The sequence below is a fragment of the Bacteroides reticulotermitis JCM 10512 genome (assembly GCF_000517545.1).
GTDB classification, from domain to species: Bacteria; Bacteroidota; Bacteroidia; order Bacteroidales; family Bacteroidaceae; genus Bacteroides; species Bacteroides reticulotermitis.
Genome location: NZ_BAIV01000013.1, coordinates 115,857 through 131,861 on the forward strand (window position 1 = coordinate 115,857; position 16,005 = coordinate 131,861).

Annotated in this window: 3 protein-coding genes and 3 pseudogenes; 3 read left to right on the forward strand and 3 right to left on the reverse strand. The window is 41.1% G+C overall.

All coding sequences use genetic code 11. From position 1 onward, the window contains the following. Positions 1 to 58 precede the first annotated feature (58 nt). The 3 genes and pseudogenes from JCM10512_RS09495 to JCM10512_RS09510 form a co-directional block, all read right to left on the reverse strand. Positions 59 to 4,073: pseudogene (locus tag JCM10512_RS09495) on the reverse strand (hybrid sensor histidine kinase/response regulator transcription factor). 465 nt (positions 4,074 to 4,538) lie between these two features. Next, positions 4,539 to 6,971 carry a glycoside hydrolase family 95 protein gene (locus JCM10512_RS09500; protein WP_044162505.1) on the reverse strand — a complete coding sequence of 811 codons (2,433 nt, stop codon included), beginning with the start codon at positions 6,969 to 6,971 and terminating at the stop codon, positions 4,539 to 4,541. Between the two features lie 222 nt (positions 6,972 to 7,193). Beyond that, a pseudogene (locus tag JCM10512_RS09510) lies at positions 7,194 to 9,732 on the reverse strand (glycosyl hydrolase 115 family protein). Positions 9,733 to 10,234: 502 nt separating this feature from the next. On the opposite strand from JCM10512_RS09510, the gene JCM10512_RS09515 reads away from it, so the two are divergent. The 3 genes and pseudogenes from JCM10512_RS09515 to JCM10512_RS09525 all read left to right on the forward strand — a co-directional run bounded on the left by JCM10512_RS09515 (position 10,235) and on the right by JCM10512_RS09525 (position 15,966). After that, complete coding sequence (locus JCM10512_RS09515; RefSeq protein WP_081741267.1) at positions 10,235 to 12,415, forward strand: glycoside hydrolase family 43 protein; 2,181 nt, start codon at positions 10,235 to 10,237, stop codon at positions 12,413 to 12,415. 162 nt (positions 12,416 to 12,577) lie between these two features. Continuing rightward, positions 12,578 to 15,169 (forward strand): annotated as a pseudogene (locus tag JCM10512_RS25065) (glycoside hydrolase family 2 protein). Between the two features lie 290 nt (positions 15,170 to 15,459). Further along, positions 15,460 to 15,966: an RNA polymerase sigma-70 factor gene (locus JCM10512_RS09525; protein ID WP_044162509.1), complete on the forward strand. Its 507-nt coding sequence runs from the start codon at positions 15,460 to 15,462 to the stop codon at positions 15,964 to 15,966. The last annotated feature ends 39 nt before the right edge of the window (positions 15,967 to 16,005 follow it).

Genomic DNA, 16,005 nt, shown 5'->3' on the forward strand with positions numbered 1-16,005 from the left:
AGGGTTGACGTTTTCTCACATTCATCGGGAAAACAATAAATATAGAGAGGGCAGTGGGCTATTCTTCTTTTTTGCCCAACTGCTCTTTCATATATACGGAAGGTGGTACCCCATATAATTCCTTAAATGTAGTAGAGAAATTATTGGGGTCAGTAAATCCGGTTAACATAGCTATCTCGGATATGGTATGTTGCTTCTCGGACAACAGCTGTGCAGCTTGCTTTAAACGTATATTACGAATGAAATCACGTGTTGTCTGATTAGTTAGTTCCTTGAGCTTTCGGTGCAGATGCACACGGCTTATTCCGACTTCGGTAGTGAGTATTTCTATCGTCAAGTTAGGATTGCTTATATTATTGTTAATCACTTTCATGATACGTTCCATTAGCTTTTCATCTGGCGATTTTACTTCTAGTTTCTGAACCTTATTTTCCTGACTTTGCTGACCTGTGAATACTTTACGCAATTGTTGGCGGGTATTGATCAGATTTTCAGCCGTTTTTTGTAGTATTTCGACATTAAATGGCTTTGTAATATAAGCATCTGCTCCTGTGTTCAGCCCTTCCAGATTATCTTCTTCTCTTGTTTTGGCGGTAAGCAGAATCACCGGTATATGGTTGAGGTTTATATTTTGCTTGATTTTTCTGCATAATGTCAGTCCATCCATTTCGGGCATCATGATATCGCTGATAACTAAATCCGGAGCTTTTTTAAATATAAGTTCTAACGCTTCCTTGCCATTACAGCTTGTCGTGACGTGGTACATATCAGCAAATTCTTTGCAGATATAATTTCGAATTTCCTCGTCGTCTTCCACTATTAATACCTGAAATTTACTTTTCACTCTTACTTTCTTTTCTTCTTTTTCTGTAGTGTGGGCTATTACAGGAGTGGGTATAGTATATACGGCTTCCTCTCTATTATTTTTGTCTACTTCCTCCGGGCGCAAATGAGCATTGCCCAATGGCAGTCGAATGATGAAACGACACCCCGTTTGCTCATCATTATCTTCTACATAGATTCTTCCATGATGTAGCTCCACTAATGAACGAGTTAGGTGGAGCCCAACTCCTGTACCACCTTTGGGATTTTGCTGGCTGTTGCGAATTTGATAGAATCGTTCGAATATATGTTCTTTTTCTTCTTCGTCAATTCTTATTCCTGTATTCGAAATAATTATTTCAGCATATTGCCTTAGTGTTCCGGTTTGTGTATCATCTTCTCCTGTACGAAGAGTAATATCTATTTTCCCTTTCTCGAGTATACTTAAACGCATTGGACAGAATGTTGAAAATGATTTTATCGAAATTAGTCGTATCTATCCAAATGTTTAGTTTCTCAAGTTGTGAATGGAGTTGCAACTGAATGTTTTTAGCATTTGCTTGTTGCCCGAAATTTATACATAGGTCTCCGATAAAAGGGATGATGTCGGTTTCCTGAAACTTCAGAAGCATTTGGCCTTTATCAATTTTTCGGATATCCATAAGCTGATTTATCAGGCTTAGGATACGCTCTGCATTTCGGTAGATGATATGATATACTTCTAGCCGTTCGCTGTCCTCCTCTTTTTTTATCAGTTTTTGCAGAGGGCTGATGATAAGTGACATCGGAGTACGTATTTCATGGGAAATATTTATAAAAAATTGCAGCTTGGCTTCATTAATTTGTTCCGCATGGATATGCTGTAACACTTCCTGGTGCATTCTGTACCTATGTCTGATCTGAAGAATAATGATAAATATGATGACTGATGTTAATAAGCAATAGATAAGTTTAGCCCACCAGGAAGCATACCAAGCGGGCGATATGTAAATAACGATTTCTTTGGTATTTGAATAGAGTGTGTTGTCCTTTGCCTTGATTTTGAAATGATAAGTGCCGGGTTTAAGGTTACTGAATGATATGCGATTGATGCCCTTAGGCAGACTAATCCATTTTTCATCGTTTATGGAATAAAGATAGTTTATGTGCTCAGGAGCATTCAGCTCCAAAGTTGCAAACTCAATGCTAAATACATTATCTTTATGAGATAAATAGAACTCTTCGGCATTGAATACAGGGCAGTTGATGATGTTATGTCTACCAGATTTCATTCCTTTTCTTACAGGTTTGTTATGTAGAAAGAAGTTCGTAATACGGATGTTCCATTTCCTTGCTGGGTTAACGATCTCCTGCGGCTTGAAATATGTGATACCATTCATACCCCCGAACCAGATAAATCCTTGCGAATCCTTAAATGAGGCATTCTTATAAAATTCATTTCCTTGCAATCCGTCACCTACATAGTAATTGATAAATTTGTTGTTTTTCCTTTGGAATTGAGAAATCCCGGCATTGGTGCTTATCCATAAAAAGCCATTGTCATCTCCTTGGATTGCATATATGGTATTGCTAGGTAATCCATCTGCAGTCGTATAGGTAATTATGTCTTTTGTCTTTTTGTTCCAACTAGACAACCCTTCTGAACTGCCTATCCAGATAATTCCGTTGGTATCTTCATAAATTGAATAGATGACATGCTTTGAAAGTATCTTAGAACTTTGAAAATCAGGTGTGGAAAGGTCAATGCAGTTTATTCCGTCATAAGTACCTACGTATAATAAATTGTTGTTGGAGTAATGTAGACACCCTATCCATCCGTTTATTAATGAGGATTTAGATTGTACGGATGAGAATTCTTTTGTTTTGAGGTCATAATAGTATAACCCGAAGCCCATCGTTGCAATCCAGAGGCGTTTGTTTTTATCCTCAGCAAAGTCGTATACACGTTGTATATAGTTGTTATTCTTATCTACCAGCTTATATTGGTAACTGCACTCTCCGGTCTGTTTATCTAACTTTCCCATGCCGTTAATAAATGAACCGAACCATAGGTTGTGCTCGGAATCTTCATATAGCTTTATAACAGTCGATGGAACTGAATTGGGCTGATTGGTATGTGAAAAGTGTTTTATTCTTTCTGTTTTTTCTGTAATAGCATAAATCCCATCATTGTCGGTTCCTATCCATAAATTTCCATTAAGGTCTTGGCAAATTGTGGTAATACAACTGGAACCTATAATATTTTTATCCATGGATTTATGCCCTATATATTTAAAGCTATTGGTGCGGGCAGGTATTAACATTACTCCTTTTTGATAAACAGCCAGCCATAAGTTACCCGAGTTATCTTTTAGGATGGAATGTATTTTAGAATCACTGGGGTCAAAGTAATTATTGTTAAACTTGTATTCGGTTATTTCGTGGTTCTTATTGTTGTAAATTGCCATTCCTTTACCATCAGTACCAATGTATACTTCATTCTGAGGACCAGAATAGAGGCAACAGACAGGGAGCTCTTTATTCGATTTAAAATCAAGAGGACTAAAACTGTCAAGTCTTTGATTGTATGCGAATAGCCCTTTTCTCAGGCTTCCTACATAGATATTCCCTTCTGAATCTTCGCATATTCTGTTGACATATCCGTTGTCTTTAGATAAATACAAAGAATAGTGGTTATCCGGGCTGATTCGGTATACCCCTTCTTCTCCTTTCGTAATCCATATATTCTGTTTTCTATCTTCAATCATATATCCTTGTGAAGATATGGGTATTTTAATTCTTTCGACAGTTAATTGATTGTCACTGATATTTAGTTTGCATAGCACGTTTCCAGATATCCATATTTCTCCATTCTTTTTTTCGATGATAGAGACTATGTTACTTTCAAGTATTTGCCCGGTATCCTGCCACTTCGCGGGTGGAGTAAAATTGTCAGTGGCTGGGTCGTACATTTGAATTCCCTTATATGTGCCAATAATCAAATGCCCTTTGCTATCTTCAAAAACGGTACGGACAATACCGTGGGCTAATGCGTGCTCGTTATTAGGCTCATGCTTATAAATGGTGAATTTTGCACCGTCATAGCGGTTAAGCCCATCTTCCGTTGCAACCCAAATAAAACCGTTTCGATCTTGATATATTTGATTAATTAAACTACTGGACAAATCATTATCAGTAGTGAATAATTTGGGTGATTGTCCATGACATAGTAAAGAAAGGAGTAATAATAAAGTTGTCAGTGCACTTTTCATAGTTTTATTTTTCAAGTATTAGCAATACAAAAGAAACTAAAAAATGAGGAATAGCCTAATAAAAAGCAAAATATTGAGGCTCATTAAATGGCTGAATCCAATGATGTAACATGGAGGATGGATAATGTAACAAGAAAAAAGAAAACGTAATCTGCGCATCGTAAGAGGAATGGAACTGATGAAAAAAGAACGTTTCATCTCGTCTAGAATTAGTTAGCTAACCTGAGAACGAAGACCATGACTGTCAGGGGTGGTAATGCTGATTGGAATTTGGTTACAGAAGTGAATATGCAATTGCTCAAAAAAAATGCAGCGAACTGTCTTCCTCGTATAGGTTTTGTGTTAATCGCAAAGAGAAAGAGTGAATGTACGTAATTCAAGTGATAATTTACGGCAAATAAGGAAAGAGGATTGTTGCGGTATGCACTCTATTTCTCCCTCCTTATTCTTTTCTGTAAATGTATGCTATTGTCTCTCTTTAGTAGCATTGATTACATAAGTTTTACCTGCTTGTGTCTCAAGATCATATTCATAAACTTTTTGAATGTCAGGTAGCTGTGGTGTTAGGCCTTTGCTTACTAAAGGCTTATTTATAGGAGTTGCAGCGAATAATAGATTTGGGCATTCTCCATTGGCTTTTTTCAAACCTTCACCTTTTAGCGGGACATAGGATCGGATACGAATTACTCCTCCTATCTTTGAGTGAATAGTGGCTTTCTTTAATCGGCATTTTATCCAATCCATATCAATCACAAAATTGCCGCGAGCCACTAACCCTTTTATACTCCCTTCTTTCCATGCAGTGGGTAGAGCAGGTAATAAGTGTACTGCTCCATCGTGGCTTTGAAGTAGCATTTCTGCAACTCCGGCTGTATAACCGAAGTTACCATCAATTTGAAAAGGCGGGTGAGCATCCAGCATATTCGGGTAAGTTCGTCCCTCGGGATATTCTTTGGCAGCGTTATCATTAGGTAATAGCTGAATCATGTTTTTGATGATTTGAAAAGCATGATTTCCATCTAGCATGCGTGCCCAGAAGTTAATCTTCCAGCCGATACTCCAACCAGTTGCTTTGTCACCACGATGGTCTAATGTAGTTTTAGCTGCTTGAAATAGTTCCGGATTTGAGTAAGGAGAGATTTGGTTGCTAGGATAAAGACCGTAAAGATGAGAAATATGCCGATGCTCGTCTTGCGGATTATCTATATCTTCAAGCCATTCTTGTAATTGATTATGTTTTCCAATCTGCATAGGAGGTAGTTTGCCGAGGATAAGTTTTAGCGAGTCTTGGAAATTTGTTTGCTCCTCTACAATTTCGGCTGCAAGCAATGTATTATGTAAAGCATCAAAAACGATCTGATTATCCATTGTGCAACCGGCAGTGATTGGTCCATGTTCCGGTGATACGGAGGGAGATACTACCATCCATTTATAAGTCGGATGTTCTACTAGAAAATCCAGATAGAACTGTGCTGTTCCTTTTAGAATGGGATAGTATTCTTTCAGGAATCCTTTATCCCCTGTAAAAAGGTAATGCTGCCAAATATGTTGTGCCAGCCAAGCACCGCCACTCGGCCACATTCCGGCTGCTGCAAAATCGACTACTCCGCATATTCTCCATAAATCTGTGTTATGATGTGCCATCCAGCCCCGGCAGTTATACATGGTTTGAGCAGTTTTTGCTCCCGTAGCCGATAAGTCTTTCAGCATAGAAAAAAGTGGACTATGCGTCTCGCTAAGATTCGTGACTTCTGCCGGCCAATAGTTCATTTCCGTATTAATATTGATCGTATACTTACTGTCCCAAGGAGCGTGGATGCTGTTATTCCATATACCTTGTAGATTGGCGGGTTGTCCTCCCGGCTGTGAAGATGAAATTAATAAATACCGGCCATATTGGAAAAGTAGAGCTGCCATTGCCATGTCTTTACCTTTGCCGAAGCTCTCAATTCGTTTGGGAGTTTCAATTTGTGAAACTTCACTAGCCGGCAAATGAAGCAGAACGCGGTCGAACTGCTTTTGATAAGAAGCGGTATGGCTTTTAAGAGCTTTCTCATAAGGAATCTGAATTGCTTCTTTCAGATATTCACTAGTCCGATGAGATTGATTCGCGCTAACGTTCTGATAATTCACGTAGTTTGTTGCTGCCGATATATAAAGAATAGCTTCGGTACCTTCACTCACTTGAAGAATATCTCCTGCTGAGTGGATAGTACCATTCGTTTTTACCTGAACCTGACATTCTGCCTGTAGTGCAGCTTTCAGGCCTTCCTGCTCTTTACCTTGACAGGTGATAACAAGTTTGTCATTTTGAGCGTTGACTTCATATTCCAGCGGACAGTTGTATGTTACCTTAAAATTTAATGTATTTGCCTTACTCGCTTTAATATGCATGATGATGACATTGTTTGTAAAAGAGGCGAAAGTAGTGCGGGTATAAGTAACGTTGTTCACTTGATAGCGGGTAGTGGTAGTCGCGTTTTCCAAATTCAGATCACGGTAGAAACCGGATACATTCTTATGTTCTGGAAATTCCAAAAACAAACTACCCAACGTCAGGTAGCTCATGCCGTGTTGTTTGGTTAAGAAATTGGCATCGATGAGTGTCTGTGCTTCCTGATTCTTTCCTTCAAATATGAGTTTGCGCACAACGGGCAAAACATGTATAGCATTTGAGTTGTCATTGTTGTACGGTGAACCTGCCCAGAAGGTTTCTTCGTTAAGTTGTAGTTCTTCACGTTCGGTTCCTCCATATACCATGGCACCAAGGCGAGAGTTGCCAATGGGAAGAGCTTCTGACCAGTTTTGTGCAGGCTGGCTATACCAAAGTTTCAAGTCTTGTGCAGATGTAAAGATGCTGCAAAGAGAAAGGTATATCAATATTAATGTATTTTTCATATATGTATATTAAGATAAAATAAATACTACATGCCCGAGAATTGCCACCGGTCAAAGCCAGTGTAGATATAAAATGTATCGTCGTACACTAATGGAGCGGGATCTCCCGTAAAGCAAGTCTGAATAATAGGATTTTGCCCAAGCAAATTATTCGGTAAGACGAATAGGATTAGGGCGATTGTAGTTACAAGTTTAAATTCCTTTTTCATGGTCTTTGAATTTTTATTTAAGTTTTTTATAAGGACTTTCCTGTAGATTTAATCGACTGGCTTCATCACTACCGCAATCTATGATGATTTTATGCAGCACAATGGCAGGGCTTAGTGGACGAATACGGAGTGTGTGGCTCCCTTTCTGTAGATCTATATTCGAGAAGTTGACAACAGATTCAATAATTCGGGCTGCACCTGCTGGATACATCTTTGAATAGCAATTAGCCCAGGTCATTTCCGAATTATAATTGATTATTTGTTCTTTATTTCCGTCTAAACTGATAGCATATTGGTGCCCTTCTTTCACAAAAGGGAGTGTACTGTCCAGGATTAACCGTAATCGCAAATCTTTTAAATCGGATTTGAAATTCATTCGGTAGGTTAATGAAGCTCCTTCCACCGATTGACCATAAGGCATTAATGTTATCCCTGAAAGAGTACGCCCTAAATCCGGTATAATTGTCCATTGAGTGCTATCTCCTTGTGTGCATTCTGCAAAGCGTTCTGCTTCCATAACTATCACTCCGCCTTTTTCTTCATACTCATAGTTGCCTGGTTTGTAAGCCGATGTGTCTAATCGAATAACTTCAGGCATTATATTCCCGCTTTTGCTCATCCCAACTCGTGTAGCCAATATGGGTTTGATCCATCATGTGATTCCACTTTCCACCGGCTATGCGGTTGTTGTAGTCGGAGCATAGCTCTGCATCTCTCTGAAAACAGTATTCTACTCTGTCTGCCCATTGATTAGCGCGTGGATCACTATCGGAGGCTAGTTTGCGATTCATGGCGGTAGCATAGTACATTTCATAGAGATTAGCCATTGCTTGCACCGGGAAGAGAATCAGTTCTTGATAAGCATCTTTCATTTCTTGAGGCAACACCGCAAACAGCCGATAAGCATGTGCTTCCAACGCTAAGAATTCGTCTGCTACAGATTTAAATTCTCCGTTGGTAAGATTGTAGGTTCTGTGGTCTAGCATTTCAGCTGTTACCCGCGCAGAATATTTGCAATAACTACTTAGAACGCGGGCAGCTTCTGCGGCATATTTTTCCCCGAATTGTTGTTTGCAAAAGTTATAAGTATATTCTGTTAGATTATCAGCCGTAAATAGATTGGGATTCCATGCCATGTTCAGGAAAAAATCCGTAGGAAATTCATTTGGTTTCAAGTCTCCGACATTCAAAATCCACATTTCATCTACTCCATAGGTATACGTCAGGTATAGTTGTTCCCACATATGCTGAATTTGTGTCATGTTTAGCCATTGATAAGCCCGTGGCGCTCCGTGAAGATCTACATGATAATACATGCCATATCCTCCGGGATGTCTTTTCCCTTTGAGTTCCGGTAAACGGCGTACGTTTCCCCAGTTGTCATCGCAAAGTAGTATGATTACATCATCGGGAATTTTCATACCTTGATCGTAATACTCTAGTACCTCGCTGTAGAGTGCCCATAGCTGGGGCGTTTTATAAGCTGGTTTCCCTGTAATCTCAGTAATAATTTTACGTTGTTCTTTTACGATGTTTTCTAATAAATGGGTGTCGGTATCAGCTCCCATCGGTGCATCTCCATCCCCCCGCATAGCAATGGTGACAACTTCTTCTTTGCCTTTCATACGTTGGATTCCCTCACGGAAAAAACGGTCTATGCCTTTTTTATTTGTTTGATAATTCCATGCACCATAGTCTTTTCGGTTACGGGCATATTCCTGGTGATTGCGTGCCATTGGTTCATGATGTGATGTCCCGATAATGATTCCCATCTCATCTGCTAAAGAGCTGTTTAATGGGTCATCAGCATAAAAAGCGGAGTTCCACATAGCAGGCCATAAAAAGTTAGCTTTCAAACGGAGTAAAAGCTCATATACATGCACATACATTTTGCTATTGAAACCTCCGAATTTCTGGGTAGTCCAGTTTCCCATGCAGGGCCATTCATCGTTAATGAAAATGCCGCGATACTTTACGGCAGGCTCTCCGTCAGTGTAGATGCCTTTCTTTATATAGACAGCATCGTGGCGTGCAACTGGAACATCGGCCCACCAATACCAAGGTGAAACTCCTATTTGACGAGATAATTCATAAATGCCATAAATCGTTCCGCGTTTATCGCTTCCGGCGATGAGTAGAATTTCACCTTCCAGACCTTCTAATGGCGCATGAAGAGTCGTGATGATAAATTTTTCGTTTTTGTTTTTTAATTCTTTTGCATCCAGTTTTCCGGCTTTTATCAATTGCCGGATAAGTGGACTTTTATCGTATGACCCGACAATGACGCGGACATCTTGCCTTCCTTTGTTGGTTAAACTAGGAATGACATCAGTAACTCTGCCAAAATCTGTTTGCAAATTGCTGATAGCGGTTAGCACTCCCGCATGTTCTTTCTCGTCACACCAAATTGCAAATGACTGGGAACTTGGAGTGACTAATGCAACGCCCGTATCATTCGGCGTGAAATGAACAAATGACTCTGTAGCCTTTAAATAGGGTATGAAAATTAGGGAAATCAGTAAAGTTATTACTGTAGATGTTCTTTTTTTCATGTTGCTTTTTCTTTAGGGGTGTTGTTCTAAATGTATATATTGCAAAGTTAGCTTATTGGTTCTTAGCAAAGAGAGAGACCTGTTTCGATTGTTAGTCTGTATGTTGCTTCTTGATGTGTTTGTGTTACCAATAATGTTGCGTATGTTACGTATAGCTGATTGAGTGGGCGGATGTTGTATTTGAGGCATATATATGAAACAAAATAAAGTAGGAAGGTTACATAAGCTTCTGATTTCTGTATCGTCTCTCTTTGCATTTAGTATGGAAACTCTGTATTTTTGCACTATTCGTTTGAAGTGGGTGGAAAACGAAGAAAATTCTTAATGAATAATTAAATGATGAAAGTACCTTGGATTACATTATTGACGAGTTCCTGATAGGATCAGTTATTTTGAATGAATGGGCTGGTAAATATGATGCTAAAACTCAAGATCTGAATTCTATACTTCCGGGATGTTATCCCGTTCCAAATATTTGTAAATCTTAAACACAATAGAAAAAATGAAAGCATTCTTATCTATTTCTCTTCTTTTTCTTATAAATCATGTACTATTTGGGCAAGATGTCAAATCGCCTGTTTCGTGGACGGCTGACAATGGGAATGGCACTTATACCAACCCTTTGTTTTATGATGAGTTTTCAGACCCCGATCTTATCCGGGTAGGTGAGGACTTTTATCTAGCAGGGACAACTATGCATGCCACACCAGGGCTTGTGATACTACACTCCAAAGACTTGGTAAACTGGAAATTCATGAGTTATTGCTTCGACCGTTTTAATATGGGAGACGAGTTTAGATTGGAGAATGGCAAGGAAGCCTATGGGCAAGGTATCTGGGCACCCTGTATTCGCTATCACAATGGGAAGTTTTATGTGTTTAGCAACGTCAACGGGCACGGATTACAAGTTTTCATTTCTGAGAATCCTGCCGGACCGTGGCAACACATCAATATGGGCGGCAAGATTTACGACCTTTCTGTACTTTTTGATGATGATGGTAAGATTTATGCTGTCTTTAAATATAATGAAGTACATTTGATAGAAATAAAGCCCGACTTTAGTGGCTATGTGGAAGGTAGTGAAAGAATCATCATACCTGCTGGAAATGCGATGGGCGAAGGACACCATTTCTACAAGATAAACGGAAAATATTATATTATCAGTGCTAACTATGCCCCGGTGGGTCGCATGCAGTGTGCACGCGCTGATCGGCCTGAAGGACCTTATGAAACGGTTGCTATCAGTGTGAAGGAAACTTTTGGCACGCAACGGGCTCATACAGTGAACAATGTAGGGTTGGGACGTCCTGTGCCGGAAGATGGTTTTGAATTTAATGTTTCAGGTGGTGAGGGCAACTATCTGAGTGCCGTACCTCTGCATCAAGGAGGCATAGTGGATTTGCCGAACGGTGATTGGTGGGGATTCTCTATGTCGGACTTTCGTGCTGTAGGACGCACCACCTGTCTTTCACCTGTGACTTGGGTGGACGGGTGGCCTTACTTCGGATTGCCCGGAAACTTGGGGCGCACACCTCGCACGTGGTTTAAACCTCGCGTGGAAGCCAAAGTCGAGCCTCATGCTCCTTATCGGCGTAGCGATGACTTCGAAGGGAAAGAACTACTGCCTGTATGGCAATGGAATCACGAACCGACGGTGGGAAAGTGGGCGTTAGCAAAAGGGAAACTACGTCTAGACGCTATGCCTGCGAAGAATTTCCTGTGGGCGAAGAATACGCTAACACAGCGTTGCATCGGTCCGATATCGGTGGCTACAGTGGAGTTGGATGTTTCTAAACTGAAAGATGGTGATGTTGCCGGACTAGGTCTACTCAATATGCCTTATGTATGGATAGGTGTGATGCGTCAGGGAAAACAGTATGATATAAGTCTAAAAATACAGCAGAGTAACAAAACGATTTCCTCGAGCAAGGCCGTGAAGCAAGAGGGTAAGCAGTTCGATGATATGCTTGATAAAGGTAAAATATACCTGCGGGCCATGACTGACCTTGATGCCGAATCTGCGCGGTTTAGCTACAGCATAGATGGGAAAGATTATAAAGAGATGGATGGAACAGTACTGCTACCTTATCAGCTAAAGACCTTCCAGGGGATGAGATACTCACTTTTTGCCTATAATGCGAAAGGTCTGAATGGTGGTTATGCCCTTTTCGATAACTTCACGGTGGATGAGCCTATGGCTGATCGTTCCACTAACCTACCTATAGGCAAGGTGATTAGTTTGCAGAACATGGGTAACGGTAGTTATGCTTGGGCTAATCCGCATGGAATGCTTCATTCGGCCGCCAAAGGGAGTAAGGAGTATCAGAATGCGGGTTGCTTCTTTAAGGTACATGACCGTGATCGGGGACGTGTTTCATTGGAAGCTATGAACGGAACCGGTTTCCTTACGGTAGTAGGTGTAGGCCTTTCGGCAGATATTCGTCTGATGAAACAAGAGACGGAAAACAGTCTCTTCCTGTGGCAGGACATGCTGCGCGGACAGTGTATGTTGCTTTCATTGAAGACTCAACGTTATGTCGGCATTGATATTGAAACGGGCGAGCCTTACGGGGCTGACTGGCCGGGATGTCGACCGGATCGCAAGGACGGAACAGTTTTTCAATGGACTGAGGTGGAAAGTGATGGAGTAGTGAGAAATACAGAGAAGTCTGATACTTATTAACACAGCAAAATGAGAAAATATATTTTGAGTTTGTTTGCTTGTGTAATGTTTGTCATAAAATCATATCAAAACACGTGGTTCGTAATTCTTTGTATCAATAAATATCGCTTCATACGCGGTGTGGTGCTTGGACAGAACTATTCATATTAAAAAGTCTATTCAATGAGAAAGTTGATAACTGCCGCGAGCCTATGGTATCTGCTTCTTGGCATAGATATGGTCATTGCGGCAACTGAGGGGAGAGAAATCTTTAATCTAAACAGGGAGTGGATGTATAAGTGCGGTGATTATTGTGGTGCCGAGCAGCCGCTTTTTGACGATTCGGGTTGGGAATCAATAGGTTTACCTCATTCATTTAGTATTCCTTATTTTATGTCTAAGGACTTCTACGTAGGATATGGCTGGTATCGGAAAACCCTTCAGCTGAACAAATCTGATTTAGCTAAACGGTTGTTCTTGGAGTTTGATGGTGTGTTTCAGGAAGCTGAAGTATTTGTAAACGGCCAATTAGTAGGGAAGCATGTGGGAGGATATACAGCTTTTGCATTGATTTTACGCCATATGCTGTAGCAGGTGATAATGTTTTAGCGGTGAGGGTAAATAATCTTTGGCATCCAACAGTGGCTCCTCGGGGAGGTGAACATGTTTTCAGTGGTGGTATATACCGTAATGTCCGGTTGGTAAAGAAGAAATCGGTACATTTGGATTGGTATGGAACCACAGTTACTACCCCTTCGCTGGCGATGAATGGCGGCAGATCGTCGGTAGTGAGAGTTGAAGCTTGTGTGAAAAATGCAAGTGTTGTGAAAGATCTCTATACGTTGGTGATTGCTGTGGTAGATAGTTTGGGTTATGCAGTAACTAGCTGCTCTCAAACACAGGAAATAGAAGCTGGGGGAGAATTTGTATATGATATGATAACATCCGCAATCGAGGCGCCGGCACTTTGGTCCCCTCCTAGTCCGGCCCTTTACACCTTGGTGAGCAAACTGTATAATGGTAAGTGCTTGTTGGATTCCGAAGAGATTACATTCGGTTTTCGTTGGTTCGAATGGACAGCTGATAAAGGTTTCTTTCTAAATGGCAATCACTTTATCTTTAGAGGCGTCAATGTTCATCAAGATCAGGCAGGGTGGGGCGATGCCGTAACAGAAGCAGCAACCCAGCGTGATGTTCGTCAGATGAAAGAAGCGGGTTTCAATATGATTCGAGGTTCCCATTATCCCCATTCGTCGGCATTCTCGGATGCTTGCGACCGTGAAGGAATCTTATTTTGGTCGGAAGCACCGTTTTGGGGTACAGCTGGACCGAAGGTTGACGGTGGTTGGACTGCCAGTGCTTATCCTGTGAATGACAAAGATGTGGACGGATTTGAGGCTGATGTGTTACGGCAATTGGAAGAAATGATACGTATTCATCGCAATCATCCTTCAGTATTTGTCTGGAGTATGTGTAACGAACCATTCTTTACCGATGGTAAGACCATGCCCGGAGTAAGGCATCTGCTGAAGCGCATGGTAGATAAGACGCACCAGCTTGACCCTACTCGTATGGCTGCCATTGGTGGTGCTCAGCGTCCATTGGGAAAAGATCGGATAGACTTGATAGGTGATGTGGCTGGATATAATGGTGATGGCGCAACTATTGCGGACTTTCAGGCACCTGGGATTCCCTCAATCGTCTCGGAATATGGTAGTACTACGGCCAATCGTCCGGGTAAATATATGCCGGGGTGGGGAGACCTGGGACGGGATGAAGGTTGGAAAGGACGTGAATGGAGAAGTGGACAAGCCATTTGGTGCGGTTTCGACCACGGCAGCATATTCGGTAGTGACTTGGGTAAGATGGGTATCGTGGATTATTTCCGTTTGCCGAAACGCTCTTGGTATTGGTACCGTGACATTTATGCACAAGTAGCACCACCGGAATGGCCAGTAGCCGGCATCGCTGCCCGTTTACGGCTGGAGGCATCAAAAATAAACGATATTGGTGCTGACGGAACCGACGATACACACCTTACGGTGACTGTTCTGGATATTGAAGGACGTGAACTGAGTAACAGCCAGATGTAAATCTGCGGATTATATCCGGGCCTGGTGAATTTCCTACGGGAGAGTCCATCGACTTTGCACCGGATAGCGATATTCGAATTCAAGACGGGAAAGCTGCTATATCTTTACGTTCTTATTATGCAGGCAATACGGTGGTTGAGGCTTCCTCACCGGGACTTGAAACAGCTCGCTTGATGCTGAGCTTTGTCAATGCTCCGTTATATAAAAAAGGTGAGAGCAGGGAGATAGAAAACCGTGCTTACGTCAGGTATAGAAATAGAGTGGAGAACGGAAAGTTGCAAACCTACGGTATGAACAATCCTACGTTTGCTTCTAGTTCACAAAAAGGATATACTGCTGGCTTGGCTGCTGACGGAGATTACGATAGTTATTGGCAACCCGAAGACAAGGATATTTCCGCTTATTGGACTCTGGATACCGAGCGAAGGCTTGATTTACACCGTGTGAAGGCCATTTTCTCGGGTTTGGCGAACTACCGTTTCAAGGTCGAAATTTCTTCTGATAATATCGTATGGCAAACAATTGGTGATACAGTCATCTTTCCCGAGAGATAGACAAAATCGATATTCAACCGGACCAAACGATGAAGATGCGTTTCGTTCGTTTTTTGTTCTTAAGTGGGGAAGGATCGGTGAGGCCGAAATTAGCGGAAGTGCAAGTGGTAGGTATTGTAACTGAATAGCATCCGTAAGGTCAGGCTCTCCATGGACTACTATCAAAATGGTGGTGTCTACGAAAGGGTACACCAACCTTGTTCGGTGTACCCCATTCTTTATTGAGCTTCGTAACTTATGTAAGGGGAGTATATAGGCTGAAAATATGAGGTGAATATTGTGCGGGAAACTACAATTTGAACTGCTGTTTTCTTACTTATTGATTGCTGAACTTAGTTTCTTAAACTATTCTGTGCGAAAAAGTAGGTGTTTTATGCCAATTAATTATCTTTGCGGTCTAATCTATATGAAAGTGTAAATGAAAGGAGAGAGTATAACAAAGCAAGATTTTGAAAGGCTTTTCCGTGAATACTATTCACGACTGTACTATTTCGCCTATGATTTTACGGAAGATATAGAAGCGAGCAAGGATATTGTGAGTGAAGTATTTACGGCAGTTTGGAATAATAAAGAGCATATAGAGACCGACAAAGTGGTTGGTTATTTGTTTGTAAGTGTACGCAATCAGTCACTCAATTATGTGAAACGAAACAGGCTGACTGCTGATTACATAGATTTTTGCCAAATGGTGGCCAATGAAGAAGGCGATGAAGGCTTGGAACTTATTGACGAACGGATAGCAGAATTGGCAAGGGAGATTGAAAAACTGCCGCCACGTACCCGATATATTCTGGAAGAGTGCTATTTCCGTCATAAGAAATATAAGGAAGTTGCTGATGTGCTTGAAATAAGTACCGATGGCATTAAAAAGCATATTGTGAAGGCTTTTTCAATGCTTCGTACTCATTTTAAAGTTAAAAAATAAAAAATGGCGTACCCGATTCGTACACAAGAGTGTAATTTT

What these genes read in the sequence shown, in the direction of transcription:
- JCM10512_RS09500 (WP_044162505.1), bottom strand. Translation starts at nt 6,971, where the DNA reads ATGAAAAATACATTAATATTGATATACCTTTCTCTTTGCAGCATCTTT.
- JCM10512_RS09525 (WP_044162509.1), top strand. Translation starts at nt 15,460, where the DNA reads ATGAAAGGAGAGAGTATAACAAAGCAAGATTTTGAAAGGCTTTTCCGT.
- JCM10512_RS09515 (WP_081741267.1), top strand. Translation starts at nt 10,235, where the DNA reads ATGAAAGCATTCTTATCTATTTCTCTTCTTTTTCTTATAAATCATGTA.